Genomic DNA, 25,426 nt, shown 5'->3' with positions numbered 1-25,426 from the left:
TTTAAATTCTGCATTAAATGTTCGACGTTCTCTTTTAGTCATCGTAGATTCTCCTCGAGTATAATATCTGTAGTCTACTTGACCTTAATTTTCCTGTCTAGTTTAGTGTAGCCGATTCAATTATCCCCATAAACCACCAGTTAATGAAACTTCAATAATAGCAACACCAAAGTGATCTTTAAGTGCAGCAATCATACGATCTCCTCAGGTACCTTTAGCTGCTGCACTAACTGCATAGCTTTTTACTCCATTAGTTACTTTAGGTTCACATGTTGCTTTATTGATCTCTAATTCTAAAATTTGCAGTTCTTTAACTTCACCAAATCTTACTGACAGTTTATCAAAATCAAATGTTACTAAATTACCATCTAAATCATATATAGTTGCTTCCTCCATCAAAAACTCTAAATCCTCCGCTAATGCTTCAACTTCTTGGTTATGCATTTCTTCTTTGGATTCTGATTTTGCACTAGCAGCTGTTGGTCCAATCACTGAAAAGAATAGTAGAAAAACCAAGAAAGAAAGCAATGATTTAGTTGGGTTTTTTTATGTAATAATTCCTAAGGCTAATAACGAAAAAAAAATAAAATGATAGTTGCAATACAAAAGCCTGATAGCTGTTAACATAGATTCATTTATTTGGTAATAAATATACTTTCTGAAAAAGAGGCTAACGTTTAGTTTAGTTGTAGAAAAATTCAGGGGATTTATTTACTGAGGATCTGGAATTTTATGTTAAGTGCTTCTTGATTTGGTGGGTTTTTGGAGGAGTATTGGATATGAATACTATTTTGACTCATAAGTAGTTTTGAGCGAAAGAATTATCTTTACCGAATCTTATGTTTGAAAAAAATAAAAAATACTCAAGCCAAAATTGGTTGTTATTTGTCTAATAAATGAGGATAAAAAGAAAGGGGGAGTCCTAATTTGAACATTCGCTTGGTAAAGAAGGCACAAAATGGGGATGACAAGGCCTTCTTAAAGCTTTTCCAAAAGCTTCAAGAGGACATCTATCGTACAGCATATGTTTATGTGAAAAATAAGGATGATGCTCTAGATGTAGTTCAAGAAGTAGCATATCAGTCATTTTAAAAAATAAATACATTAAAAACACCTGAGTATTTCAAAACATGGATAACAAGAATGACCATTAACTGTGCAATAAATGTAACTAGAAGAAATAAAAAAGTAGTACCTTTAATAGCGGATTTTGAGAATTTAATTGGTGAAGAAGAACAATACTTGCCTTTATTATCAGTACAAGAATTAATAGATAGCCTTCAAGAGGATGAGAAGAGTGTTATTTTATTGAGGTTTTATCACGATCATACCATAAAGGAAATCTCCGAAATGTTAGAGATACCTTTAGGAACAGCTAAAACTGTTTTATACAGAGCGTTAAATAAACTCCGAAAAAATGTTAAGGAGGCAGGTGAATTATGAATAATCACTTAAAGCAAGAAATAGCAAATATAGAAATTCCAATAGAACTTCATGAAAGAAGTAAAAGGGGAGTAAAAAAAGCAAAGGATGAAATGAAAGGTAAGATAAAAATATACATTAGGAAACGCTTAGTAGCAGGAGCTTTTGCGGCTTGTTTACTCATCCCATCAGGTGCTTGGGCTTATCAAACTTTTCTTGCAGATGAGTTATATGGATCATATGAAAATATTAAAAGATATATATCAGGTGCTACTATGGAAGGTTATTTGCTTTTGGATGCAAAATTATCACATGTAAAAGGTGATTTGGAAAAAGACGAATATTTACATTTCAAAGAGTTATTAACTGTCATTACGACTTCTAAGCTTGAATACGGTAATGAGTATGGAAATATTAATTACTCCCAAATTCCAATGACAGAACTAAACCATATAAAGGAGGTATTACATAAGATTCAACCATACTTTGATAAGTTGAATGGGCAAAAATTAAGTGAAGAGGTTTTAACAAAAAAAGAATATGAGAATTACATAGATGCTCTAATGACATACGAACAAATAATGGCTCAATCTAACATGAAAAATTCTAGTGAAAAAGAGAAGATTCCGTATAACTTAAGGGAGGACTTTGCTGAAGCTGAAGCATTTATCATGTATGTTAATGATAAACAGTTGTAAGGTTGAATAAAAAGTCATTCTTGAATTCAAAACACGCAATAGGGCGATTTCTCAAGGAGAAACGCCTTTTTTGTTTTTTTCTTTTTGGAAAATAATGTTACATTGCGGTGTGGTATATATGTTAATATTGGAACAAGTTGTTAATGAAATCTTTGATTTTGGAAGGGGTCAACTGAACAATAACTAAATGGTGGTGCTTGTGAGTGCAAAAATGCGAGCTACTTAACGTTTCCTCAAAGTTACTAAGTATACTTTTAATCTTACCTACAAAAAATAGGGTAAACTGTAGGATTTATCTTAAGGAGAGGGAAAGATGAAGGTCAGAAGAGCGATTCCAGATGATATAACTGATTTAGCATCACTAATGGAACAACTTGGTTATCCAACTTCTATTGAGCAAATGAACATAAGGTTTAATCAAATCGAAAAAACTTCAAATCATTATACTTTTCGAGCTGAAAATGATGATAAAGTCGTAGGAATAATTGGTTTTCATACCGGTGTACTTACAACAGTCATGATATTTATGCTCGTTTAATAGCTTTTGTTGTAGATTCAAATTATCGTAGTAAAGGAATTGGAAGGCTAGTATTAACTGAAGCTGAAAGATATGCAAAGGGTTTAGGTGCAGATGGAATCGGCTTATATAGTGGAAATCGTGCTGAGCGGGAAGACGCACCCCAATTTTATAAAAAAATGGGGTATAGTGCAAAAAGTACAGGCTTTGTAAGGCGGTTATTTTAAAAGAAATTATTAGAAAGAATTTTACATGAATTTGATTAATTAGGTGATAAGTTATGAAGAAGTATTTATTAATAATATTTCCTATATTATTTTTTGGAGAAAGTCTATTTTTTTACTATAGTAATGTGAATTATTACTTTCCTATCATTTTACAAGTTATGGTGAATATCACCATTACCACTGTTTGTATGATATTTTTGTTGAAACATACGAAAATAAAAAATGTATTTGACTGGATACTTGGTATCTGTTTCTCTCTATATTTTTGCATATTGTATCATAATACAATCGAGAGTTTGTTCTTTTTTGAAGGTTTAAGATACTCATTAGAAAATATAGGTTACATATATTATTCTGTAAATTTTATACCTATTAAAGGGATCATTGACGTAATAAGATACAATCCTTCCGCAGTGTTTCAAGTAGTTGGTAATATTATCATGCTTACACCATTTACATTTTCTATGCTTTATTTTAAGTGGGCAAACTGTTATAAACAAGCAATTTGGTATACTATTCTTTGTACCATAGGAATAGAATTCATACAGTTTTTACAAACTGTTTTAGCATTAGTTTTTAATTTGGGAATCGGAAGAAGTGCAGATATTGATGATGTTATTTTAAATACCCTAGGAGCTTTTATAGGAATTGGGTGTTATAGTATTTGGGTTATAATTGATAAGCGATTTAAATCTTGGGGGGAAATACGTGTTGGTATATAGAAGAGGTCCAAAGGAAAAAACACAAAAGAGGGGGGCGAATGAAATGAAAAAAAAGCTAGGATGCTTACACGCACATTATTCAAATATTGAATATATCGAAAACGCACTTTCTTCATATGAAATGGAATTAGTCCATTTTGTTGACCCGGCCTTAATGTATCGGGTTACATCTGATGCAACATTTAAAACAGAGGATGCCCAGATGAAAGTAAAAGAGCAGATAGAATGGATTGCCCAATGTCATGTTGATGCAATTCTTATTACCTGCACAAACTATATTGCTATTTTACAAGAAGAACAACTCTCAATATCAGTTCCAATTATTAAAATTGATGAACCCTACTTTGAATACATCTGTCATAGACAACAACCTCAGACAATTCTATTCACAAATCCTGCTACTGTTAACGGGACAATGGAACGTCTTAAACAATATGCTGATCATCGAAAAAAATCCTTAGACATAGAAGTAACAGTTATAAACAATACGTTTGAATTAATCATGCAAGGCCAAAAACAAGAATACAATCAAGAGATATCCAAGTCCTTGAAAAAACTTATTAAAGAAGATAAAGCGATCTCTGTTGCTCAATTATCTATGGTCGATGCATCCAAGGAAGTTGAGGTCTTGACCTCAACGTCTATAATAAACCCGCTTGATACTTTAATTTCTTACATAGTTCGAGAATTAAAATTAGAGAAGAAATCAGCTGTAATGTGATGAGTTATCGATACAAGAAATGGCGATACTTCAATAGGAATGCAAAGTTGAATAATGATTAACAGGGAGGGATATAAATTTTTGAAAAAGAAGAACATATCTTTCTTTATTCTTGTATTTATTCTGATTGTAGGATTTTCACTCTACCATTTTAACAATACTTTATACGGTAATGATAAAGAGTCTATTGTTGAAGTAATAAAATCAATAGAAGGATATGATGATAAACCAATTGAGATTTTAGAAATTAAAGATTTTAATAATGTAAGAGTAGTCGGTTTTCTTTTTGACAATAAACCGGCGTATATTGACTTTAATAAAAATAGTATAGGTAATTATAAATGGAGAAGCATTGAAGTTAGAAACGATGAAACGTTAAGTTCATTTTTTCCTTCCCTACCTAATCAAGTGAGACCAAAGCTTATGTTTGTATCTAGCTATGAAAATAAAGTTACAAAATTACAAGTAGATGTAAATGGCCAAATCATAGAACAAAAATTCCCTCCAAACAATGCGTCAGTTACTTGGGTGGAATTGCCACAATCAAATAAGAGTGATTATACATTTCGAAATTATAAATTTTTTAATGAAAAAGGTAACCTACTACAGGATTTGAGAGATTAGGTTATTGCGAAGAACAGAGGTTAGCGTAGGAATTGGTCGAAGATAAGAGCTTATGAACAATATGGTTTTAACTAAGAAGAAAAGCAATGACCAAAATAGAAGACTTTCTAAGAAATAAGTAGGAGGTCTTTTCTGTTATTAGGAATTCTTTTAAGGAGAGAGAGAGATGGAGATCCGAAGAGCGAGTTCAAAGGATGTAAATGATTTAACATCGCTAATGGAACAACTAGGTTATCCAACATCTGTTGAGCAAATGAGGGTCAGATTTAAACATATTGAAGAAACTCCAAATCATTATACTCTGGTGGCTGAATATGATGGTAAAGTTGTAGGAATGATTGGTTTTCATACGGGTGTACTTTACAACAGTGATGGTATTTATGCTCGTGTAATAGCTTTCGTGGTGGATTCACATTATCGTAATAAAGGGATTGGACGATTATTATTATGTGATGCTGAAAGATACGCAAAGGACTTAGGTGCAGATGGAATTGGCTTAAATAGTGGAAACCGTGCTGAAAGAGAAAATGCACACCAATTTTATAAAAACATGGGGTATAGCGCAAAAAGCACAGGATTTGTAAAGAAGTTGTTTGAAGAAAAATAAACGTACATATTTATTGAAAGAAAAATGATTGTATGTATTTGCTTTGGAGGTTAAGCAATGAATGGGAAAATGGAGATTTTCTAATCAGTACTAATGTTATTGGGCTTCCAACAGAAATAAAGCTACCATTGAAAAGAGCATTAATCATTCTTTATCTTTTGGATTGTATTATTTGGACAAACAAATTGGATTTGCAAGGGTAGTTACAGATAAAGCTGTATTTTCTTGGGTTTTAGATGTGGTAATAGATCAGAATTATAGAGGAAAAGGGCTGGGAACATGGTTAATGAAAATTGTATATTTGAACATCCAGATATCAAATTTACTGCATTACATTTGCACTGGCCACATCAGATGCACATGATTTTTATGAGAAATTTAATTTCATGACTAATAAATGCATGACTAGACCTTTACATACAAGTTATAAAGACTATTAATAAAAACCTACTCATTGGTTAAATTGTCAAAAAAGTTAGACAATCTTTGGAGTCTTACTAAATGTGTTTTAAAAAGCTGTTTTCGCAAACATTGTTGCTTGCGATATTATTTTTACTCTATAGTGAAATGGAGCGGAAGATACTCGACTCCTGCGGGAAGTAGAGGAAAGTGAGTGTCTGGAGCGCAATGGAACAAACTATTTTCTAATTCCGCATCTGTTCAAAAGCAAACAAGCATAAGAGAAATCTCGTATGCTTGTTACTGCTTATACCTTAAATAATTAAAATTCTCTGTTGCAACCCTCTCCATAACATTCCCTTCCTCGTCCTTATATACCTCATACTCTTGATACACTTCAACCGAATATCCATCTTCCAAATACATATCAACGAGTCGGCTCTCTAGCTCAGGAATTCCCTTTATTTCTTCTTCCTCTGCTGTAGTAGCTGAGGTTGTTTCTTCCTCCGGTACAGGGAATGTCGAAATGACTTGTTCTTTTTCAGCAAATTTAGGAGAATCAAAGTAACCAATTACCACTATGGCGATTGCAACCAATAATAAAGGAGCAAATTTTTTCAACGAATACTGCCTCCTATTCTATTCCTTGTCTTACTTGTACTATTATTCTATGAAGTTACTCATGGAAATTATTATGATTATTTTATGTCTTTTGTTTCCTTCACAATATTTTAATTAGGTTGTTCTCATAGAGATTGTTGCTAACCAATTCTCAAGATTCATTTCAATGATAAAATTAACAATATGTTAACATTGACCAATCAAGCTGTTATTTTGTACACTTAAATAAGTTTTCACAAAAAAAGTTAAGGTGATTATAATGAAAATTTATATAAAAGGCATTAAAGATGAACGGTTCCATCGACCGCTAACGTTAATTGGTAACTTGTTTTTTGAAGAAACTGAACTCTGCTTTACAGAAGACGATCATTCTCTAGAAGCAGAGTTTTTTATTGAAGAAGAAAGTGAAAAGGTTTCTATTAAAGGGACACTGCTCTCTGAAGATGGAAAACAATTTACAGCAAGCAAGGAAAGGGAAATTCCCTCCCATTTTATTGGAAAAGAGCGATTGAGATATGTGAAAAATACTCTTTCCTATGTTTATTTAACCTTACTTCAAGAATACACAGGCATGATTCAAAAATGGGGTATCCTTACAGGAATTCGTCCAACAAAGCTTTACCATAAAAAGAGACAAGAAGGTATGAAAACATCTGATATTCATAAAATGTTTAAAGAAGAATACCTATTGTCAGATGAAAAAATCAATCTTATGCAACAAATTGTTGAGCGTCAACTTGAGGTGGTACCAGACCTTGATTCTCTGGCAAATGAAGTCAGTATATATGTTGGGATTCCGTTTTGTCCGACAAAGTGTGCTTACTGTACATTCCCGGCTTATGCAATTAACGGAAGGCAGGGTTCTGTCACATCCTTTTTAGGCGGACTTCACCATGAGATGAGAGCAATTGGTCAATGGCTAAAAGAAAATGATATCAAGATTACAACGGTTTATTACGGCGGAGGTACTCCAACTAGTATTACGGCAGAAGAAATGGACATGCTTTACGAGGAAATGGTGGAATCATTTCCAGATGTGAAAAATATTCGTGAAATAACAGTTGAAGCCGGTAGACCTGATACGATTACAGAAGAAAAACTTAATGTATTAAATAAATGGAAAATCGACCGCATTAGTATTAACCCGCAGTCGTATACTCAAGCAACACTAAAAGCGATCGGACGTCACCACACAGTGGAAGAAACGATTGAAAAATTCCATTTAGCAAGACAAATGGGCATGAACAATATTAATATGGATCTAATCATTGGCTTACCTGGTGAAGGAGTGGAGGAATTTGATTACTCCCTGTCTGAATCAGCGAAACTTATGCCTGAATCATTAACTGTTCATACTCTTTCATTTAAACGTGCATCAGAAATGACACAAAACAAGCATAAGTACAAGGTTGCAAGTCGTGAAGAAATCACAACCATGATGGATCACGCTGTCACTTGGACGAAAGACCATGGCTATGCACCATATTATTTATACCGTCAAAAAAATATCTTGGGTAACTTAGAAAATGTCGGTTACGCACTTAAAGGCCAAGATAGTATTTATAACATTATGATCATGGAAGAGCAGCAAACCATCATTGGAATCGGTTGTGGAGCAGCAAGTAAATTTGTCGACCCAACAACAAGAAAAATCACTCACTTCGCAAACCCAAAAGACCCAAAATCCTACAACGACGGATTTGAACACTACACCAATGAAAAAATTAAGATTTTAAAGGAATTGTATTCTAAATAATAGCTGCAGCAGTAGAAATTTTATACAAAGAATTTCTACTGCTTTTTTATTTCTTTAGTATAGACTTTGTTCTATTAAAATATATTAAGTAACAATTTACAAAGACTGTTGATTTCCATTGCAGGTACAAGACCGCCCGCCGGAAAGCGAGTACCTGCAACGGAAATCAACAAAGTACAAGAAAGCAAACATTGAAAAGCAGGATATCTCCCACATTCTTTAGAATTAATATATTGAAATAAAAATAAGGGGTGGAAGAAATGTCATATCAAACACTTGAACTGGTCAAAGAGGGGAACATTGCAACACTATACTTAAACAGAGTAGATTCATTAAACGCAATGGACGTTCAAATGCTAAAAGATCTATCAGAATGTCTTAGCGAAATATCCATATCAAACATCACTCTATTATTTATTACTGGCCGAGGTCGTGCATTTTCAGCTGGAGGAGACTTAAAATCGATGCTATCAAGTCCAAGTGAAGATGGATTTAAAGAAGTGATGGACAATATTAAAAACATCATTGTCACCCTCTATACAATGCCTGCTATTACAGTAAGCTTAATCAATGGACCTGTTGCCGGGTTAGGCCTAAGCTTTGCATTAGCTTGTGATTCTGTGTTAGCCGAAAGGAAGTCAAAAGTAGCCATGAATTTTATCAACATAGGTCTTGTACCAGATGGAGGGGGACATTTTTTCTTGAAGAAACGCTTAGGTGAGCACTTGGCGAAACAGGTTATTTGGAAAGGTGAGTCCATGGATAGTGATAAGGCATTGGAAATGGGATTGATCGATGAAATTTATAGAGGTGACACGGAAGAGCAAATAGAATTGATGAAAAGAAGATTAGGAGCAAGGCCGATCAAGGCAATGATTGCATCCAAGATACTATTTAGCTCACAAGAAAAACAAGAGTTAATTCAAACCTTGGAGTTTGAAACAATCAGTCAGCTTGAAATGAGACGAACAGAAGATCACCGTGAAGGAGTAGCAGCGTTTTTAGAAAAACGAGCACCACAGTTTACGGGAAAATAAAGGCTAATAGATAAGGGGAGTCTCAAGTAAGACTCCCCCTACTTTTGTGATTAACGTGCAAATAATACAAGCTTACCCGATGATGATGTGCAACGATGGGTTTTATCTGTAAAGTTATTTTCTTCTAATTTGTGTTGGCCGATTTCTTTTGCTTCTTTTTCACTTTGTGCTTCAAAGGTTTCATCTAATAATTTTTCTCCGTTTTTTTCAAAAACCGTTAAGTAATAAATAGCCATTCCCATGCCTCCCATGTTTTTAGATCCATACTTTCATAGTATTCTTAATGAACGGGAGTTTTCCTGCATAAAGGTGAAACCTTCTGTTACCATTTTCGTAGTACATATAGAGGAGGGGAAATATGAGTTTAATGATTGATACTGTCACAAAGCGATTTGGTTCATATCTTGCGGTAGATCAACTTTCGATCACAATACCGGAAAATGAAATTTTTGGTTTCCTTGGTGCGAACGGAGCGGGAAAAACGACAACTTTTCGGATGATTTTAGGGTTGTTAAACCCTTCAGACGGCACCATTACATGGAATGGAAATAGAATATCATATGAAGAAAGCGACAAAATTGGCTATTTACCAGAGGAGAGAGGTCTTTATCCGAAATTAAAGGTCAAAGATCAGCTCATGTATTTAGGCAGATTAAAAGGGATGTCAAAGCAACAGGTGGTAACTGAGATGGACCACTGGCTGCAGCGATTTAATGTGACAGAGTATGCAAATAAAAAAGTTGAAGAACTATCAAAAGGAAATCAACAGAAAATACAATTTATTGCAGCCGTTTTACATAAACCAAAGCTTTTAATTTTAGATGAACCATTTAGTGGGCTGGATCCTATTAATGTAGAACTGCTAAAAAAAGCTGTTGTTGATTTAAAGGAAGCCGGTACATCGATCGTTTTTGCGAGTCACAGGATGGAGCACGTAGAGGAACTATGTCAGCATCTCTGCATCATGCATAAAGGAAAACCGGTGGTACATGGTTCTTTACGTGAAATTAAGAGATCATTTGGAAAGAAAAATCTCTTTATTCATGGAGACTTTGATATGGGCTTTTTAGAGCAAATCCCCGGTGTCATCAAAAGTAAGCTGCTTACCGAGGGTGTTGAATTGCAAATTGAAAATGAAGAGGTTTCTCAAAGAATCTTTCATGAACTTCAACACAAAGGCTTTGTCCGGAAATTTGCACTTGAGGAACCGTCACTAAATGATATTTTTATAGAAAAAGTAGGTGCTTCATATGAATAAATTCTGGATTATGGTTGCTCATACTTATTTGAATAAACTTAAGACAAAGTCATTTATTATTACAACATTATTAACAGCACTTATTCTGGTCGGGTTATCTAATATTACATCCATTATTGATATGTTTGACAATGGAGAACAAACAAAAGAATTTACTGTCATTGATGAGTCAGATGGATATTATGATTTATTTGAAGCACATCTGTCTGCCTCGGGATTCCCACTTTCAATTGAAAAGGCAAACAATGATGAGGAAGAATTAGAAAAAAGTGTTCTAGCTGGTGAGTTAGATGGAATTATTGTTTTATTCAATGATGCTAATCAACTTCCGCAAGCTACTGTAAAAACAAGCTCAATAACTGATAGTCAGGTTTTTACCCAGGTCGAACAAGTATTGCAGCAAACAAAACTTGAAATAGGAAGAGAAAAGCTTGGGTTACAAACAAATGAATTAGACCAATTATTTACACCTGTTGAAGTTCAAAAAGTCGCTCTGGAGGACAACGCGAAAACTGAAGAAGAATTAAATCAAGCAAGGGGCTTAGTATATGTTCTCTTATTTGTTATTTATTTCTCAGTTATTTTTTATGCGAGCATGATTGCGACAGAAGTCGCAACAGAAAAATCTTCAAGAGTGATGGAGATTTTAATCTCCAGTGTCTCACCGGTCAAGCAGATGTTTGCAAAGCTGATCGGAATCGGGTTATTAAGCATAACGCAAATGCTTGTTATTTTAATTGTAGGGTATGCTTCTATTCAGGCAAAAATGGATGATCTATCTGCAATGACGGGAGGAATGTTTGGATTTTCTGATATCCCAACCTCAACATTCATTTATGCAGGTATTTACTTTTTATTAGGATATTTCCTTTTTGCAACACTTGCAGCATTCTTAGGCTCACTCGTCAGCCGAATTGAAGATGTTCAACAGTTAATTTCACCTATGATCTTTATCATTGTTGGCGCATTTATGATTGCTATGTTTGGATTAACAAACCCTGAAACACCATTCATCACGGTCACATCGTACATTCCGTTCTTTACGCCAATGATCATGTTCCTCCGTGTAGGAATGTTAAATATCCCATTTTGGGAAATTGCACTATCAATCGCCATCCTGCTCGGATCAATTATCGTATTAGCCGTGTTTGGAGCAAGAGTCTACAAAGGAGGAGTCCTCATCTACGGGAAATCCTCATCCTTTAAAGATTTAAAAAGAGCACTTATGCTTTCTAAAAATAAATAAAATAGAAGGAGAATGGCTTGAAAGCTATTCTCTTTTTTAATGGTCTTCTCTAATTAATGGTGTTTTCAAAAGATTATTGCTTATGAACCTTAACTTTATAGTGTTTGGAGTGCAATGGAACAAACTAATTTAAAACAACAAAGTACAAGAAAACTGCAATTTTAGGAGTTGAAAGTTAAGAAATAATGTTTTTGACAGAACGTGCATTCGTATTTCATAGATGGTAAAATAATAGGTAAACAAAGGAATAAATAGAAAGAGGTATATATGAGTGCCATTAAATTTATCCATGCTGCAGACCTGCATCTAGACAGCCCTTTTCTAGGACTAAAACATATGCCCGCAAAGCTCTTTGAAAGAGTGAGAGAAAGCACGTTTACATCCTTTTCAAACATCATCACATATGCCATTAAAGAAAAGGTAGATTTTATCTTACTATCAGGTGACTTATACGATGAAGATGAAAGAAGCTTAAAAGCCCAATTAAAATTAAAAAAAGAATTCGAACGGTTGGCAGAAAAGGATATTCAAGTCTATATTATTCATGGAAATCACGATCATATGGGCGGGAAGTGGCTTGATCTAGTATGGCCGGAAAATGTTCATGTGTTTTCAAGCCGCAAAGTTGAAGTAATAGAATATATAAAAAATCAAACTCCGACAGCTTATATATACGGTTATAGCTATCCTGAGCGTGCAGTACATGAGAATATTACGTCACAATACAAAAAAATAGAAAATCCAAATGTATTCCACATCGGTATGTTGCATGGCTCTGCAGAAGGAAACAAAGAGCATGACGTTTATTGCCCATTTAAAGTAAATGATTTATTAAGTAAAGACTTTGACTATTGGGCTTTAGGACATATTCATAAGCGTCAGGTATTACATGAAGCTCACCCTGTTATTGCATATCCAGGTAATATACAGGGCCGTCATCGGAAGGAAACAGGCAGAAAAGGCTGTTACTTAGTTGAAATGGAAGAAGGAAAAGTAACAAATACATTTGTCCCAACAGAAATAATAAGATGGGAAGAGATTGACGTTTCAATCAATAAATGCCAAAACCTGTCCGAGTTAATTCAAGATTGTGAAAGGTCGGTTGAAAACTTAAAAAGACAAAACAAAGCAATTTGTTTAACGATCTCATTTGTGGATTCAGGTGAATTAGCAAACGAACTAAACTCTCAGGATCTTGTTGAGGATCTTCTTGATGTATTGAATGAGCAACAAAATGATCAGGAGAATTTTGTTTGGGTGGTTAAAATCATTGATCGTACAATTAAACCTCGAACAACCTCACACAAACTATCGACTTTTTATCAAGACCTGGAAAACACAATCGAGAGCTATGACGAATTTGATGAAGTAATTGAACCACTGAAAAAAAATCCATTATTCCGTAAGCATATTGGCGGTTATACACTGGAGGAACAAAAGCAGCTTCTAAAAAAAGCGGAGCAACTATTACATCGTGAATTACTGCAACATCACGAGCATAAGTGAGGTGAAAAGATTGAAAATAGAAGAACTGCAAATCTATGGATATGGAAAATTTGAAAATGAACATATTATGCTCGGACAAGCCAATTTTTCCGTTATATACGGAGAAAATGAAGCAGGTAAATCAACGATTATGTCATTTATACATAGCATCTTGTTTGGGTTCCCAACAAAGCAGCAATCGGAAAACCGCTATGAACCAAAAAGAGCAACAAGCTATGGCGGCTGTTTATTTGTTCGATTAGAAAGTGGACAGCGTATGAAAATTGAACGATTGCCAGGTAAGTTTGGCGGTGAAGTTAGGATTGAATATGAAGATGGAACACTAGAGAATGAAGAATTTTTACAAACACTTATAGGTGGAGTGGATAAGGAAACGTATCGCTCCATATTTTCCTTTGATGTTCATGGTCTACAACAAATTCAAAAACTTGATGCCAATCAAATCGGAAAATATCTATTTCTTTCAAGTATCTACGGGGCTGATGCACTTTTTACCATTGATGATCAATTAACAAAGCAAATGGACCTTCTATATAAACCAAATGGAAAAAGACCGACAGTAAATGAAGGACTTGTGAAGCTAAAAGAACAGGCTGCAGATCTGCAGGAAGCAAAGCGTAATAATCATTTTTATGAGCAATTTCAACATGAAAAAGCGTCACTTCAATCACGACTAACATCCATGATTGAAACAAAACGAAATAAACTGTTACAGCATAGGTATTTGGAAAAAGCAAAAACAGTTCTTCCTTTAGTAAAAGAAAAAAATTGGTGTATGGACCAGTTAAAACAATTGCCCGCAACAGAACATTTTCCTGAAGCTGGACTTAAGAAGTTGGACCATCTTCATGTAACAGTTCAGCCACTGAATATGCAGCTACATGCTTTGCAAGCACGAAAATCCCAACTTGAGGAAGAAGTAGCAGAGATTCATATAAACGATGCATTTATTGTACATAAAAGCGAGATTGAATATATTCGTGAGCAGATGTCATTATATGAAGAAAAAGGAAAGAACAAGCAAGTTGTGGAGAAAAAAATTGATCAGCTTCAACATGAATATGAGGTATTAAAGCAACGATTGTATCCTTATTTAACGGAGGATGACATCTTAACTATTCAAGCGACAATGATGATGAAAGACAAACTTAAGAGATTGGTTGAGGATGAAGTAACGTTAAAACAGAGAAAACAAATGCTTGATGAGCAGTTTGAACAGGTGCAAAGCTCTCTTGAAGAAGCGGAATGGAAAATAGGGAAATTAACGAATGAAGTTTTGACTGATAAAGAAAGGTCTTCTTTAGAGCAAGAGCTAGCTTCAAGAAAGGATGCTAATCTTCCGGTACTTAAGGAGGAACATAAGCAGGTATCAACAGAGCTGAAAAAGCGTAAGCAGGAATATAAAGAAGAAAAGAAACAACAATCCCTTCTTTTTATCTTATTTTCTCTTCTTTTATTAGCCGGATCTGTTTGGGTATTTCTTCAACAAAATTGGCTATTCTTTGGAATTTTAATCGTCGCATGTATCGGAGCCCTTTTCCAGACCAAGAATGTGCAGGCAAAAAAAGACACATTTGCTGAGCATTTGGAGACGAAGTTAAAGAATTTAGAGCAACGTATTTATCATGCTCATCAAAGCGAATCTTCATCAGGCAGAGAATTATTTGATATTATGACTTCATTAGAAAAAGATCAAATGGTGAAACAATCCCTACACCATGAAAAGCATGCTCTTGAACAACAGGAAAGGGTATACGAGAGGCTGTTAAAACAGTATGAAGAATGGGAAAAGAATCAATTTTTTAAACGAGAACAGCTTGCTGAAATTGCTGGCCAAATTCAAGTTGATACGAATGCATCATCTGAAGTTCTTTTAGAAGCTTTTGAAGCATTACAACACCTTCAAAGTGTCATTATCGAAAAGAATAAATATAGTTCAGAAGCAAGATTACTTCACCAAGAGCAATTGAAGTTTGAGGAAGAAGTAAGGAAATTAGCTGAATTATGCCAAATTGAGCAGTCCTCAATTAAAGAATCTATCTATATATTAGGTAAACAAAGTAGTGTGGAAATAGCTAAAGCTGCAAAGCGGGAGAAAATTCTCGAGAAAAAAGAAGAGGTAGTAGAAGAACTAGCTTCATTATCAGAAGAGATTGTATTTATCAAGAAACAGCAGGATGAATTAATCTGTAGTAGCAAGTGTGAAAATGAAGATGAATTTCGAAAACTGGCAAAAGTACATGAAGAGCGACAAGAAATACAAAAACAATTGCAATGGGTTGAAAAGCAATTGGCTACAGAAAGTGATATAGACCTAGAGACGCTGGCTAATGAAAAAATAGATACAATTGATGTGAGAATACAAGAAATAGTAAATGACATGGAACAACTGGAAAAAGAGGAAACTCACTTGCACCAGGAGTATTCAAGTATTTGTTTCAAGATCGAAGAAATAGAGCAAAGTGGAACATATTCTAAGTTGAGACATGCCTTTGAAAATGAAAAAGCCATGGTAAAAGAGGAAGCAGAAAAATGGATTGTCAGAGCGCTTGCAAAGGATCTCCTTCAAAAAACAGTTCATAGACATAGAGAAGAAAAGCTGCCAGAATTGCTGACTTCTATCACGTATTATTTTCAATTGCTTACTTCCAATTCCTATCAGAAGGTATATTTACCGATGGAAAAGCAATCGTTTATTGTGGAACGTCAAGATGGAGTGAAGTTTCTTGCAGAAGAGCTTAGTCAAGCTACTGCCGAGCAACTGTACCTGTCGATTCGATTAGCTGTTATCAAAAACATTAATTCGCAACTACAGCTGCCTGTTATGATTGATGATAGTTTTGTTCATTTCGACCATCGCAGAACATCGAATACGTTAAAATTATTACATGAGCTAAAAAAAGACCAACAAGTCATTTTCTTTACATGTCATCACCACTTAGCCGAATCATCACAGCCCGAGCATATGGTCAATCTCTCTAAAACGATTAATAGTAGCTAAATAACAAAGGTACTAAACTTCCTCAAACAGGATAGAACCGAATTATGCTATACTAGCCATACAAATGATCTTTATTATATAAAATGATACTGACAGATAAACAAGCATTGAGAGGAGCTTTTAGGATGGGAAAAGGAATATTGCATCATGACATTGGGGAACAAGTAGAAGTTCACTTATTAATTAAGTCTTCAACAAAAGGAATTGCGAGTAATGGAAAAGCATTCCTAACATTAATCTTACAAGATACCTCAGGTGAAATAGAAGCAAAACTTTGGGACGCTTCACAAGAAGATGAAGTCATGTACAGCCCTCAAAGTATTGTTAAGGTATTAGGCGATATTCATCACTATCGAGGACGTAATCAACTGAAAATCCGAAAAATCCGTCCTAAACATGATGAAGAAAAAATTGAAATATCAGACCTATTAGAGACAGCACCAATTGCTAAAGATGTGATGAACGAAAAAATTACTCAGTATATATTCGACATGAAAAATTCAAATATCCAACGAGTAACAAGATATTTATTAAAGAAACATGGTTCAGCATTTATGGAATATCCTGCTGCAACAAAGAATCATCATGAGTTTGTTTCAGGGCTTGCGTACCATGTTGTCTCTATGCTAGATTTGGCCAAGTCCATTGCCGCATTATATCCAAGCTTGGATACTGACCTGCTTTATGCTGGTGTGATCCTTCATGATTTAGGGAAAGTCATTGAATTGTCGGGACCAATTAGCACAACCTATACGGTTGAAGGAAATCTATTAGGACACATTTCAATCATGGTGAATGAAATTGCCAAAGCGGCAGAGCATTTACAAATTGAAGGGGAAGAAATTGTAGTTCTTCAGCATTTAGTACTAAGTCATCATGGTAAGGCAGAATGGGGAAGTCCAAAGCCTCCAATGATCAAAGAAGCCGAAATTCTCCATTATATTGACAATCTTGATGCAAAAATGAACATGTTGGATCGGGCGCTTGAGCGAGTGAAGCCGGGTGAATATACAGAAAGAGTATTTGCTTTAGATAATCGTTCATTTTATAAACCTTCTTTTCATAAATAATATTTTATGGAAATGAATAATGAAAGGCATAATATAAGAAATATGATCATATGCTCCTAGAAAAAGGCTTGTCTTTTGTACAAGTTAAAGGGGGAAATAGTTATGGTTATGTTGCCTTGGTGGATTTATTTATGTGTGATTGGAATACTCATCAGTGGATATATGGCATTTAAAACATCGCGTCAGGATAAAATGATTGACGAAGATTTCATTGAAAAAGAAGGTCAAGTCTATCTTGATCGAATTGAGCAGGAGCGCCAAAAGAAAAAGACCATGCTCGAACAACCACCACTACAAGATGATCAGTCTGCAAGCTAATTAGATGAATTGGCTTGTCACCAGGTCCTTATGGCGAAAGTCATAGTTTTTCTTATATTCTCTGATTGTAAAAAAAGGCTCTCGAATAAACGAGAGCCTTTTTTTCTTTGACCAATTCTTATTCCTTAGTTTCCTTAGCAGCTTCTTCAGCTTTAAATAGATCTTTTAAATCTTCATCTTTCACATCAACATTTGAGTCTTTAAGGGCTTTGTCTAAAGCACTTTGGATTGTATCAGGTTGTTGAACCTTTTGTTTGCGAACCTCTTCAGTTAGTGATTCTTTCATTTCTTCCAATGGTTTTACAGTTTCAGTCACCTTAATGATATGGTAGCCGAATTCAGATTTTACAGGAGCACTTACTTCTCCTTCTTTTAACTTAAAGGCGGCGTCCTGGAATTCCTGTACCATTGCACCTTCACCAAACCATCCGAGATCTCCTCCGTTTTGAGCAGAACCTGGATCGATTGAATGTTCTTTTGCAAGGTCTTCAAATTTTTCTCCGGCATCAAGTTTTTCTTTTATCTCTTTTGCAGTTGCTTCATCTTCAACAAGGATATGGCTTGCTCTAATTTGTCCTTCTAAAGATTCATGATATGCTTTGATATCCTCATCAGTGATTTCAACTTCAGCTGCTGCAGCCTTCTTTCTTAATAAATCAACTTTGACCATTTGTTTCACAACATCTTCACCTTGTGCTTGGATGACACTTTCAAATTGCGCACCATATTGTGTTTTAAGATTATCAAATTCTTTTTGTACTTCATCATCTGTTACTTCATATTTATCGCTAAGTACCTTTTCGTGAACAAGTTCAGTCAGAACATCTCCACCAAAACGGTCTTTCATTGCTTCATAAAATTCGTCTTTCGTAATATTTCCTGCTTTAGTTTCAACAACAACTTCTGAATCAGCATTATTACATGCGCTTAATGCAAGTAAGCTTGTTGCTGCAGCTAGTACAATGGCAAACTTTTTCATCTTCTTCTACAACTCCTAGTTAAATTAGTATTCTTACTGGATCCAGCTTTTGTATGTAATGCCAGATTATATTAGAAAAACTTGGCTTATCACCAAGCACTAATGGAGAAAGCCTTAGTATTTCTTATACTATCAACCATAAAATTTTATCTTTCTGATAGTACAAGAAATACTATACCATAATGAGTGACGATCAAAAAGTTTTTTCGGGGAAAACGCTCCCAATTGGATGAATGAAAATAATAAAAGAAAGAAATTTCCTGGTAAACAGGGGGGGAAGGGATATTCCATTTATATAAACAAATACCTGGAACTGGGCTAACGTCCAATCATAATGGGTTCATTCACATAGGATATATTGAAAGATATAAAGGAGGTAATTGATATGGGTCACGCTTTTACAGATAACTTTGCTTTGATTGTGGTTCTTTTCATTTTGTTAATTATTATTGGAGCTTCTTATCTTTACTAATTAAATCAATTAGTTCGGGATAAATGCCTATACCATTAAAGAGGTTAAATCATAGGATATTGTAACAAGACGAAAGGGAGGTGTCATTATGGGTGGAGGAGCTTATGCAGGTGGTTTTGCGTTAATCGTTGTATTGTTTATCTTGTTAATTATCGTTGGTGCAGCGTGGTTATAAGATAACAAAAAAAGCTAACAGGTTTTCCTGTTAGCTTTTCTATGTATGTAAGCAATAAGGCCCCGAAGAACAACCAGTACCATTAATAAATGACTTACTCGAGGCAAAACATAAAGCTTTTAGGTGTAAAGAACTTCAATATATGAAGAAATCAGCAGAATTGTAATAAGTACATTGATTGTTCTAAAAACCTTCGTTTGACGGTCTTCAGGAATCTCGCGAACTAAACACAATGTATTTGTAAGCTTATTTATGTAAAACAAGATAAAGACTGCAAACAAGATAAAGAAAATGATCACCAGAGATCCCCCTCCCCACATTATACATATTAGATTACCAAACTATTTATGAAAAAGATAGCATTGACATCTGATTTGCACAAAAATGTAAAAAAGTGACAAGCGTAATTGCCACTTTCTTATCTATTGTTTTGGACTAGTACCTCATAACCATCCTCATACTCCTCAATCGTACAAACCTTTGGAGCGAATAATAGTTGTCTTAGTAATAAGAAATCCGGTACACACATGCCAATATGGAAGGCAAAAGCTATACTTAAATAATGGATATAGGCCGGAAAATATAGGCCTCCAATCAAAAATAAAATGGTGAAGGTAAGAAACGGAGTTAATAAGGAAATGATCATTCGTTTCTTTTTTATTCCTTCACAAGCTTTGAGTTGGAAAGTAGGGAACACACGATAAAATTTAATATTAAACGAAACACGACATCCGGTTAGTATCAACGGAAAAACATGTAGTAATTTGTGAACAGGCATCATGCTGACCAAAATAAACATAAATAATAAGAAATGTCCATCATCAAAATGAATCTTTGGAAATAGCAGGTTGATAGGTAAGTAGGTTAAAATAAAAACAAGAATCATAGTGATCATTGATATAAATAAAATTCTGTGTAGACCAATATCCCTTGAAAGGTTTATGGTTTTCCAACAGTACATTGTCTCACCATCCAAACATAATACAAAACTAATTACTAACATACTGTACGATGGTGTAAGGAAAAAATCAATAAGGAATTTTAAATGTAAACGATTTAAAAAAGAAAATGTGAAATTTATCTCATCTTAACGGGTAGTAAAACTCTTATCGAAAGATTCGAGATAAGAAAAGAGATAAGTGGAAGTGGAAGATAACTGCCCGTAAAGATCCGACGAAGGATAGGACGTCCCCAAGTCAGGCGAAGCTATAAGACGTGGCGTTTTGAGCGTGATAAGTCTCACTTTATTATATGAACCTATGTAATTTGAGAAAAACTTCCTTTCGTGTAAGGAATACTATACAATAAAGAACAACAATGTGAGTTAAGAAAGAGGGTAAGGAATGAATTCGATAGAAAAAAGATTGGAAACATTGGAATATTACCAATCGTTATTATTAAAAATAGTGGAGCCTGCCAAATTCCCCTTTTATCATTTAGTGATGTCGAAAGGATTAAGTAAAGAAGAAATTGAAGAAGTACTGATGATTTGCGAAGAACTTTCCAAATTACATGAAGAACAAAAAGCGCAAGGATTAGTGATCTTTACAGACCTCCTTACGCGATTTGCCGGCCAATTAAACCCGAAGCTGGATTTATATGAAACAATCCATGCGATACATAGACAAAACTTATACAGCTCCTTAATGGATGATTTTGTAGACCTAATGTAGTCTTCTTTTTCATTAAGGAGAAGAAATGAGCTGTTCAGACTTAGACTCTTTTTCTTGTTCATTATTAAATGAATCTTCAATGTTATGGAATGATTGTTCAAAGATTTCCATAAAGTCTTCGCCATAAATATTACGAATGATACACATCATTTCCATCATTTCAGGAAATTTACCATATAAATTTTGAAGTGGTAAAGCCCCTTTTAAAACAGAGTTCCTGTCTGGACTAAAGTCTTCTAACAGTTTTGAAAGAACTTCTTCGCCTTGTTTTGTTAACTTAATATACGTGTTTCGCTTGTCATTAGCTTTTTTCGAGAACTCAAGATATCCTCTTTCCTCAAGCTTCTTTGAAAAGTTGAAAGCAGTAGAAACATGCATCACTCCAAATTTAGCAATCTCTGAAATGGATGCACCATTCAAATGATCAGCAATCCACAGAATATGATGCTCATTAATATTTAAATCATAAGGCTTAATCCACTGCTGCCAATCCTTTTCAATTGTTTTCCACAATGCTTTACTCAGCTGCGCAACACGTTGACTAAATAACAAGGCTTCTTTTACTGTATATTCCCTTTCGTTATGTTTCATCAGCCGTCACCCCTGATCTTCCAAATGTATTATTCTCTATTATGCCAATAAAATAAAGATTAATAAAGATATAAATTTACGAAATTTTTAAAAATTTTTAAAAACCCTATTATATCAAGGGTTCAGCCAATAAAAAAAGTGTGAAGACATGGCTTGTCTATCACACTTTTTTATTACTCCAAAAATATTTTTAGCTGAAAACTAGTTTAATGTTTTTTCAAGTTGTTTAATTCTGGAATCGATTTCTTCAATTTCTTTCATAATATTTTCTTTATGTGGTTCAGTGTCCTGTTGATACTGTTGAATAGACTTCATTAAGTCGGCGGAAACTTCTTTTACGACCTCAGAACCTTCTTTTGCCGTTTGAACTAATTGAACCTTTAGTGCTTTACTTTCTTTTTTTAATTGATTTACAAGATCTTCGATTTGCTTACGGTTTAGATTGATTTGACTGCGTAACTCTTTTCCTGATGAAGGGGTTGAGAGTAATGTGGCAACACCGCCGATTACACCTCCAACAAGTAATCCAACTAACAATGATTTATTATTTGACAAACTGCATCCCTCCACAACTATGTAAAATGAATGAGACATACTTACTTTTTCAACATACCCAAAGATGTCTTCTATAAACATTATACATACATATCTAAAGTATAGCATACCTATTTATTAAGTCGTTTATAAGTCCCGTGTTTCACGCTCTTCATGGACATGTTTAGACATTCATGATGAAAAGGTACCGCGAGCAGGGGAATAGGTTTTTAGGTTTTTATAAGTGTGAAGGACAGGATAGATGAGGGAGCGCTATGAAATGTCTTTTATGAGAGGGATGAAGGACAAAAGTGGAGAGTAATTCAGTAGAAATGTCATTCATGAGAGGGATGAAGAACAAAAGAAGGGAGAACTTCGGTTGAAATGTCTTTCATGAGAGGGATGAAGGACAAAGTAGGGAATAACTCCGTTGAAATGTCTTTCATAAGAGGGATGAAAGACAAAAGTAAGAAAATAACCCTCTGAAATGTTCTTCAAAAGCGAAACACGAAGGAATCTCTCCTGGAATAGCTCTCCCCGAATAGAATAAAAATCCAAACATATATAAGGAGGGATGAGAATGTCAGGTGTCATCTTTTTATTTTTTGTCATTAGTTTATTACTCTTTATAGGTGCTTTTCATTACTTTAAACTTCTGCAGCAATCAGCATCTTATCCACCTAAAAAAATCGTGAAACAAAAAGTATCGGTACTTGCTACCGGGGGAGCAGCAATGCTGCTTATAGGGATTATTTTAATGATTTTTAATTGATAAAATGAAATAAAAAAAGCAAGAAAGAGGATGAATCTATAAACATCCTCTTTCTTGCTTTGTATTTGTCTTAAGCGACTGTTATAATTCTTGAGCGTTTGAAAATAGCTTGAACAATTGGCAGGATAATAATCATCGCAGCGCCGTTCAATAATGTAGCAGGTAATACAACCGTTACGAATAACATTGAAAAAGCTGCTCCTCCTGGTAGGCCGACAATTAATGATGCGGCAGTAAGGAAAACTGTTCCTGATACAATTGTGCCAATCACTGTGAGTACTGTTGCTGTTGCAACTTTTTGTGCAATTTTCTTAAATGCTAGAACTAGGCCGTAAAATACGAATGCTGTTACCACTTTGTCAATGATATTTGGAACGAATCCGCCAGGGAATGCTGATGTTAATGCAGATAAAAATCCAGTCACAATACCTAGCAATGTGACATTTTGAATTGCAGGAAACATAATAATTCCGATAAACATCATCGTTAACATCATGTCTGGCTTCATACCACCGAAAAATGGAGGCATTATCATACTTAGTACAGCACCAATTGCAGCAAATAAAGATAAAATAACTAATACTCTTGTGTTCATTTTCTCATCTCTCCTCTTCTAATCTCCTAAATTTCTTCTCCCCAATAGTGAACTCATTTCCTATTGCGAGAGAACTTATTTATTATTATAGCAACATTTATACATATCGTACAGAGGATTTATGCTGTGGTAAAAATAGGGGATTTCTTATTTAGACCTATTCTTGGAAATACAAAAAAGAAAAGGACATGAAATCCTTTTCTTCCAAACTAACTTAGCTATTTTGATGTTTAAATTCAGTCATGAATTCAGCGAGTGCAACACATGCTTCTTTTGGTACTGCATTGTAAGTAGATGCTCTGCAGCCACCTACAGATCTATGACCTGCCAGGCCGATGAATTGACGTTCTTTTGCTTCTTGAAGGAATTTCTTTGTAAGTTCTTCACTAGGCAGTGTGAACGTGATATTCATTAATGAGCGACTATCATCTGTTGCGTGAGCTTTATAGAACCCGTCGCTATTATCAATGGCAGAATAAATAGATCCTGCTTTTTCTTCATTGATTTTTTGAATGTTTTTTACTCCGCCTTGTTCTTTAACCCATTCTAATACAAGAGAAAGCATATAGATCGCAAACGTAGGTGGTGTGTTGAATAAAGAATTATTTTTAGCATGAGTTCGATAGTTTAAGATTGTTGGAACATCTTCTTTTGCAGATTCTAAAAATTCTTTTTTTACAATAACAACTGTCACACCAGATGGACCCAGGTTTTTTTGAGCTCCTGCATAAATCAGTGAAAACTTCTCAACATCAATTTCCTTACATAAGATATCACTTGACATGTCAGCGATTAGTGGAATAGGGCTGTCCGGGTATTCCTGCCACTGAGTTCCGAAAATCGTATTGTTTGATGTGATGTGAAGGTAAGCTCCATCCTTTACTTCATCTAATGAATAGTCGGTTGGGATATGGGTGTAATTATCTTCTTTACTTGACGCTAAAATTCTTGTTTCACCGAAAAATTTTGCTTCTTTTAGTGCTTTGTCAGACCAAGCACCTGACATAATAAAGTGAGCAGTTTGTCCTTCTTTTAAGAAATTCATTGGAATCATTGAGAATTGAAGGCTTGCCCCACCTTGTAAAAATAAGACTTCATAGTTGTCAGGAATTCCTAATAGTTCCCTAAGTAATGAGTTAGCACGATTGTGAACTTCTTCGTAATCTTTACTGCGATGGCTAAGCTCCATAACAGACATGCCTGTATTTTGGAAATTAACTAGTTCCTTTTGTGCGCGTTCAAGCACAGGTAATGGAATTGCCGCGGGTCCTGCATTAAAATTATAAGCTCTCATGAATTGCCCTCCTTGATTAGAACGTAAAATAATACTCATATCCTATCATGAATAGAGGAGGAAATGTAGACTGAAAATTTTCATCTTTGTGAAAGTTAATGGATAAAACGGTTACATATTTAGGTGTATAAGAAAAGGCCGCTTCAAGCGGCCGAAAAGTTAAGATATACCATTATGAATTGTAGAAGCAATTTCCTGTAAATCCTGTGGAGTATACTCTTCTGTATGTGGTTTCCATACTGCACCGAAGCCATCACCTTTACCGTATCTTGGAATAATATGCATATGGTAATGGAAAACAGATTGTCCGGCTTTTTCGCCGTTGTTATTCAGGAGGTTTAAACCGATTGGCTGAAATTGTTCTTTAATTGAATTTGCAATTTTAGGGACAACCTCAAAAAGTTTTCCGGCAATTTCAGGTGTAAGTTCATAGATATTTTCTTTATGTACTTTTGGCACAACTAATGTATGACCTTTTGTTACTTGGCTAATATCAAGAAACGCTACTACATGTTCATTTTCAAATACTTTTGCACTTGGAATTTCTCCATTGACGATTTTGCAAAAAATGCAGTCACTCATCTACTCACA

General features: G+C 34.6%; 33 protein-coding genes. 22 read left to right on the top strand and 11 right to left on the bottom strand.

The features are described 5' to 3' along the window. Positions 1–204 precede the first annotated feature (204 nt). Positions 205–516 (bottom strand): hypothetical protein, encoded by a 312-nt coding sequence (locus tag LC095_RS18620; RefSeq protein ID WP_226529578.1) that lies wholly within the window; start codon positions 514–516, stop codon positions 205–207. 411 nt (positions 517–927) lie between these two features. On the opposite strand from LC095_RS18620, the gene LC095_RS27155 reads away from it, so the two are divergent. From LC095_RS27155 to LC095_RS18575, 10 genes are all read left to right on the top strand, one after another. Further along, positions 928–1,092, top strand: a complete 165-nt coding sequence (locus LC095_RS27155; protein ID WP_319005818.1) for a hypothetical protein — start codon at positions 928–930, stop codon at positions 1,090–1,092. 51 nt (positions 1,093–1,143) lie between these two features. Then, entirely contained in the window at positions 1,144–1,443 is a 300-nt protein-coding gene (locus LC095_RS27150) for an RNA polymerase sigma factor (RefSeq protein ID WP_319005817.1), read from the top strand. Next, positions 1,440–2,120, top strand: coding sequence for a DUF3600 domain-containing protein (locus LC095_RS18610; RefSeq protein WP_226529577.1), 681 nt, complete (start codon positions 1,440–1,442; stop codon positions 2,118–2,120). Before LC095_RS27150 ends, LC095_RS18610 begins: the two co-directional genes overlap by 4 nt. A 313-nt stretch (positions 2,121–2,433) precedes the next feature. Then, on the top strand, positions 2,434–2,658 hold the full coding sequence (locus tag LC095_RS18605; RefSeq protein ID WP_226529576.1) for a dienelactone hydrolase family protein: 225 nt from the start codon (positions 2,434–2,436) through the stop codon (positions 2,656–2,658). Continuing rightward, complete coding sequence (locus tag LC095_RS18600) at positions 2,643–2,864, top strand: GNAT family N-acetyltransferase (protein ID WP_226529585.1); 222 nt, start codon at positions 2,643–2,645, stop codon at positions 2,862–2,864. The genes LC095_RS18605 and LC095_RS18600 overlap by 16 nt, the downstream gene beginning before the upstream one ends. A 53-nt stretch (positions 2,865–2,917) precedes the next feature. Continuing rightward, a complete protein-coding gene (locus LC095_RS18595; protein ID WP_226529575.1) occupies positions 2,918–3,586 on the top strand; it encodes a VanZ family protein in 669 nt (222 codons plus the stop codon). Positions 3,587–3,629: 43 nt separating this feature from the next. Next, positions 3,630–4,307, top strand: a complete 678-nt coding sequence (locus LC095_RS18590; protein ID WP_226529574.1) for a hypothetical protein — start codon at positions 3,630–3,632, stop codon at positions 4,305–4,307. Positions 4,308–4,388: 81 nt separating this feature from the next. Beyond that, positions 4,389–4,931, top strand: coding sequence for a hypothetical protein (locus LC095_RS18585; RefSeq protein WP_226529573.1), 543 nt, complete (start codon positions 4,389–4,391; stop codon positions 4,929–4,931). Positions 4,932–5,097: 166 nt separating this feature from the next. Continuing rightward, positions 5,098–5,538, top strand: coding sequence for a GNAT family N-acetyltransferase (locus tag LC095_RS18580; RefSeq protein ID WP_226529572.1), 441 nt, complete (start codon positions 5,098–5,100; stop codon positions 5,536–5,538). Between the two features lie 163 nt (positions 5,539–5,701). Beyond that, positions 5,702–5,902 (top strand): GNAT family N-acetyltransferase, encoded by a 201-nt coding sequence (locus LC095_RS18575; RefSeq protein WP_226529571.1) that lies wholly within the window; start codon positions 5,702–5,704, stop codon positions 5,900–5,902. Positions 5,903–6,237: 335 nt separating this feature from the next. Here the strand turns inward: LC095_RS18575 and LC095_RS18570 are convergent, their stop codons facing one another. Continuing rightward, complete coding sequence (locus LC095_RS18570; protein WP_226529570.1) at positions 6,238–6,558, bottom strand: hypothetical protein; 321 nt, start codon at positions 6,556–6,558, stop codon at positions 6,238–6,240. Between the two features lie 259 nt (positions 6,559–6,817). On the opposite strand from LC095_RS18570, the gene LC095_RS18565 reads away from it, so the two are divergent. Next, on the top strand, positions 6,818–8,314 hold the full coding sequence (locus LC095_RS18565; RefSeq protein ID WP_226529569.1) for a coproporphyrinogen III oxidase: 1,497 nt from the start codon (positions 6,818–6,820) through the stop codon (positions 8,312–8,314). A gap of 260 nt (positions 8,315–8,574) precedes the next feature. Further along, entirely contained in the window at positions 8,575–9,351 is a 777-nt protein-coding gene (locus LC095_RS18560; protein WP_226529568.1) for an enoyl-CoA hydratase, read from the top strand. A 50-nt stretch (positions 9,352–9,401) separates the two neighbouring features. On the opposite strand, the gene LC095_RS18555 is transcribed toward LC095_RS18560, so the two are convergent. Continuing rightward, complete coding sequence (locus LC095_RS18555; RefSeq protein WP_226529567.1) at positions 9,402–9,587, bottom strand: YhzD family protein; 186 nt, start codon at positions 9,585–9,587, stop codon at positions 9,402–9,404. 122 nt (positions 9,588–9,709) lie between these two features. Here LC095_RS18555 and LC095_RS18550 point away from each other — a divergent pair, with 122 nt between their 5' ends. From LC095_RS18550 to LC095_RS18525, 6 genes are all read left to right on the top strand, one after another. Beyond that, positions 9,710–10,609 (top strand): ABC transporter ATP-binding protein, encoded by a 900-nt coding sequence (locus tag LC095_RS18550; protein WP_226529566.1) that lies wholly within the window; start codon positions 9,710–9,712, stop codon positions 10,607–10,609. Further along, positions 10,602–11,855: an ABC transporter permease gene (locus LC095_RS18545; protein WP_226529565.1), complete on the top strand. Its 1,254-nt coding sequence runs from the start codon at positions 10,602–10,604 to the stop codon at positions 11,853–11,855. Before LC095_RS18550 ends, LC095_RS18545 begins: the two co-directional genes overlap by 8 nt. 267 nt (positions 11,856–12,122) lie before the next feature. Continuing rightward, complete coding sequence (locus tag LC095_RS18540) at positions 12,123–13,361, top strand: metallophosphoesterase family protein (protein WP_226529564.1); 1,239 nt, start codon at positions 12,123–12,125, stop codon at positions 13,359–13,361. Between the two features lie 10 nt (positions 13,362–13,371). Then, positions 13,372–16,362 carry an ATP-binding protein gene (locus tag LC095_RS18535; RefSeq protein WP_226529563.1) on the top strand — a complete coding sequence of 997 codons (2,991 nt, stop codon included), beginning with the start codon at positions 13,372–13,374 and terminating at the stop codon, positions 16,360–16,362. A gap of 125 nt (positions 16,363–16,487) precedes the next feature. Next, positions 16,488–17,432 carry a 3'-5' exoribonuclease YhaM gene (yhaM, locus tag LC095_RS18530; RefSeq protein WP_226529562.1) on the top strand — a complete coding sequence of 315 codons (945 nt, stop codon included), beginning with the start codon at positions 16,488–16,490 and terminating at the stop codon, positions 17,430–17,432. A gap of 102 nt (positions 17,433–17,534) precedes the next feature. After that, the gene (locus tag LC095_RS18525; protein WP_226529561.1) at positions 17,535–17,750 is read left to right on the top strand and encodes a sporulation YhaL family protein; all 216 of its coding nucleotides are present in this window, start codon (positions 17,535–17,537) and stop codon (positions 17,748–17,750) included. Positions 17,751–17,868: 118 nt separating this feature from the next. Here the strand turns inward: LC095_RS18525 and LC095_RS18520 are convergent, their stop codons facing one another. Next, a complete protein-coding gene (locus LC095_RS18520) occupies positions 17,869–18,729 on the bottom strand; it encodes a peptidylprolyl isomerase (RefSeq protein WP_226529560.1) in 861 nt (286 codons plus the stop codon). A 385-nt stretch (positions 18,730–19,114) separates the two neighbouring features. On the opposite strand from LC095_RS18520, the gene LC095_RS18515 reads away from it, so the two are divergent. Together LC095_RS18515 and LC095_RS18510 are read left to right on the top strand one after the other, a co-directional pair. Beyond that, positions 19,115–19,201 carry a YjcZ family sporulation protein gene (locus LC095_RS18515; protein ID WP_226529584.1) on the top strand — a complete coding sequence of 29 codons (87 nt, stop codon included), beginning with the start codon at positions 19,115–19,117 and terminating at the stop codon, positions 19,199–19,201. A gap of 88 nt (positions 19,202–19,289) precedes the next feature. Next, positions 19,290–19,376 (top strand): YjcZ family sporulation protein, encoded by an 87-nt coding sequence (locus tag LC095_RS18510; protein ID WP_078435598.1) that lies wholly within the window; start codon positions 19,290–19,292, stop codon positions 19,374–19,376. Positions 19,377–19,495: 119 nt separating this feature from the next. Here LC095_RS18510 and LC095_RS18505 read toward each other — a convergent pair whose 3' ends face one another. Next, positions 19,496–19,675 (bottom strand): hypothetical protein, encoded by a 180-nt coding sequence (locus LC095_RS18505; protein ID WP_026560322.1) that lies wholly within the window; start codon positions 19,673–19,675, stop codon positions 19,496–19,498. A gap of 119 nt (positions 19,676–19,794) precedes the next feature. Further along, positions 19,795–20,337: a DUF3267 domain-containing protein gene (locus tag LC095_RS18500; RefSeq protein WP_226529559.1), complete on the bottom strand. Its 543-nt coding sequence runs from the start codon at positions 20,335–20,337 to the stop codon at positions 19,795–19,797. Positions 20,338–20,719: 382 nt separating this feature from the next. Between LC095_RS18500 and LC095_RS18495 the strand changes: the two genes are divergently transcribed. Continuing rightward, positions 20,720–21,049 carry a DUF1878 family protein gene (locus LC095_RS18495; protein ID WP_226529558.1) on the top strand — a complete coding sequence of 110 codons (330 nt, stop codon included), beginning with the start codon at positions 20,720–20,722 and terminating at the stop codon, positions 21,047–21,049. A gap of 12 nt (positions 21,050–21,061) precedes the next feature. Here LC095_RS18495 and LC095_RS18490 read toward each other — a convergent pair whose 3' ends face one another. Beyond that, on the bottom strand, positions 21,062–21,640 hold the full coding sequence (locus LC095_RS18490) for an HTH-type transcriptional regulator Hpr (protein ID WP_226529557.1): 579 nt from the start codon (positions 21,638–21,640) through the stop codon (positions 21,062–21,064). 201 nt (positions 21,641–21,841) lie between these two features. Further along, a complete protein-coding gene (locus LC095_RS18485) occupies positions 21,842–22,195 on the bottom strand; it encodes a YtxH domain-containing protein (RefSeq protein WP_226529556.1) in 354 nt (117 codons plus the stop codon). 559 nt (positions 22,196–22,754) lie between these two features. Between LC095_RS18485 and LC095_RS18480 the strand changes: the two genes are divergently transcribed. After that, positions 22,755–22,946 carry a hypothetical protein gene (locus tag LC095_RS18480; protein WP_026560317.1) on the top strand — a complete coding sequence of 64 codons (192 nt, stop codon included), beginning with the start codon at positions 22,755–22,757 and terminating at the stop codon, positions 22,944–22,946. 70 nt (positions 22,947–23,016) lie between these two features. Here LC095_RS18480 and LC095_RS18475 read toward each other — a convergent pair whose 3' ends face one another. The 3 genes from LC095_RS18475 to LC095_RS18465 form a co-directional block, all read right to left on the bottom strand. Next, positions 23,017–23,541 carry a tryptophan transporter gene (locus tag LC095_RS18475; protein ID WP_226529555.1) on the bottom strand — a complete coding sequence of 175 codons (525 nt, stop codon included), beginning with the start codon at positions 23,539–23,541 and terminating at the stop codon, positions 23,017–23,019. 214 nt (positions 23,542–23,755) lie between these two features. Then, complete coding sequence (serC, locus tag LC095_RS18470; protein ID WP_226529554.1) at positions 23,756–24,835, bottom strand: 3-phosphoserine/phosphohydroxythreonine transaminase; 1,080 nt, start codon at positions 24,833–24,835, stop codon at positions 23,756–23,758. Between the two features lie 159 nt (positions 24,836–24,994). After that, entirely contained in the window at positions 24,995–25,417 is a 423-nt protein-coding gene (locus tag LC095_RS18465) for an HIT family protein (protein ID WP_226529553.1), read from the bottom strand. Between the last annotated feature and the right edge of the window lie 9 nt (positions 25,418–25,426).

The sequence above is a fragment of the Metabacillus niabensis genome (assembly GCF_020524345.1).
Classification (GTDB): Bacteria; Bacillota; Bacilli; order Bacillales; family Bacillaceae; genus Metabacillus; species Metabacillus niabensis_B.
This window is presented reverse-complemented; position numbering and strand designations above follow the sequence as displayed.

Bases quoted from the DNA above. Each gene is read 5' to 3' on its own strand.
- LC095_RS18465 (WP_226529553.1), bottom strand. From the start codon at position 25,417: ATGAGTGACTGCATTTTTTGCAAAATCGTCAATGGAGAAATTCCAAGT.
- LC095_RS18525 (WP_226529561.1), top strand. From the start codon at position 17,535: ATGGTTATGTTGCCTTGGTGGATTTATTTATGTGTGATTGGAATACTC.
- serC (WP_226529554.1), bottom strand. From the start codon at position 24,835: ATGAGAGCTTATAATTTTAATGCAGGACCCGCGGCAATTCCATTACCT.
- LC095_RS18550 (WP_226529566.1), top strand. From the start codon at position 9,710: ATGAGTTTAATGATTGATACTGTCACAAAGCGATTTGGTTCATATCTT.
- LC095_RS18500 (WP_226529559.1), bottom strand. From the start codon at position 20,337: ATGTACTGTTGGAAAACCATAAACCTTTCAAGGGATATTGGTCTACAC.
- LC095_RS18580 (WP_226529572.1), top strand. From the start codon at position 5,098: ATGGAGATCCGAAGAGCGAGTTCAAAGGATGTAAATGATTTAACATCG.
- LC095_RS18490 (WP_226529557.1), bottom strand. From the start codon at position 21,640: ATGAAACATAACGAAAGGGAATATACAGTAAAAGAAGCCTTGTTATTT.
- LC095_RS18495 (WP_226529558.1), top strand. From the start codon at position 20,720: ATGAATTCGATAGAAAAAAGATTGGAAACATTGGAATATTACCAATCG.
- LC095_RS18560 (WP_226529568.1), top strand. From the start codon at position 8,575: ATGTCATATCAAACACTTGAACTGGTCAAAGAGGGGAACATTGCAACA.
- LC095_RS18515 (WP_226529584.1), top strand. From the start codon at position 19,115: ATGGGTCACGCTTTTACAGATAACTTTGCTTTGATTGTGGTTCTTTTC.
- LC095_RS18475 (WP_226529555.1), bottom strand. From the start codon at position 23,541: ATGAACACAAGAGTATTAGTTATTTTATCTTTATTTGCTGCAATTGGT.
- yhaM (WP_226529562.1), top strand. From the start codon at position 16,488: ATGGGAAAAGGAATATTGCATCATGACATTGGGGAACAAGTAGAAGTT.
- LC095_RS18590 (WP_226529574.1), top strand. From the start codon at position 3,630: ATGAAAAAAAAGCTAGGATGCTTACACGCACATTATTCAAATATTGAA.
- LC095_RS18510 (WP_078435598.1), top strand. From the start codon at position 19,290: ATGGGTGGAGGAGCTTATGCAGGTGGTTTTGCGTTAATCGTTGTATTG.
- LC095_RS18540 (WP_226529564.1), top strand. From the start codon at position 12,123: ATGAGTGCCATTAAATTTATCCATGCTGCAGACCTGCATCTAGACAGC.
- LC095_RS18595 (WP_226529575.1), top strand. From the start codon at position 2,918: ATGAAGAAGTATTTATTAATAATATTTCCTATATTATTTTTTGGAGAA.
- LC095_RS18555 (WP_226529567.1), bottom strand. From the start codon at position 9,587: ATGGCTATTTATTACTTAACGGTTTTTGAAAAAAACGGAGAAAAATTA.
- LC095_RS18520 (WP_226529560.1), bottom strand. From the start codon at position 18,729: ATGAAAAAGTTTGCCATTGTACTAGCTGCAGCAACAAGCTTACTTGCA.
- LC095_RS18610 (WP_226529577.1), top strand. From the start codon at position 1,440: ATGAATAATCACTTAAAGCAAGAAATAGCAAATATAGAAATTCCAATA.
- LC095_RS18545 (WP_226529565.1), top strand. From the start codon at position 10,602: ATGAATAAATTCTGGATTATGGTTGCTCATACTTATTTGAATAAACTT.
- LC095_RS27150 (WP_319005817.1), top strand. From the start codon at position 1,144: ATGACCATTAACTGTGCAATAAATGTAACTAGAAGAAATAAAAAAGTA.
- LC095_RS18480 (WP_026560317.1), top strand. From the start codon at position 22,755: ATGTCAGGTGTCATCTTTTTATTTTTTGTCATTAGTTTATTACTCTTT.
- LC095_RS18605 (WP_226529576.1), top strand. From the start codon at position 2,434: ATGAAGGTCAGAAGAGCGATTCCAGATGATATAACTGATTTAGCATCA.
- LC095_RS18565 (WP_226529569.1), top strand. From the start codon at position 6,818: ATGAAAATTTATATAAAAGGCATTAAAGATGAACGGTTCCATCGACCG.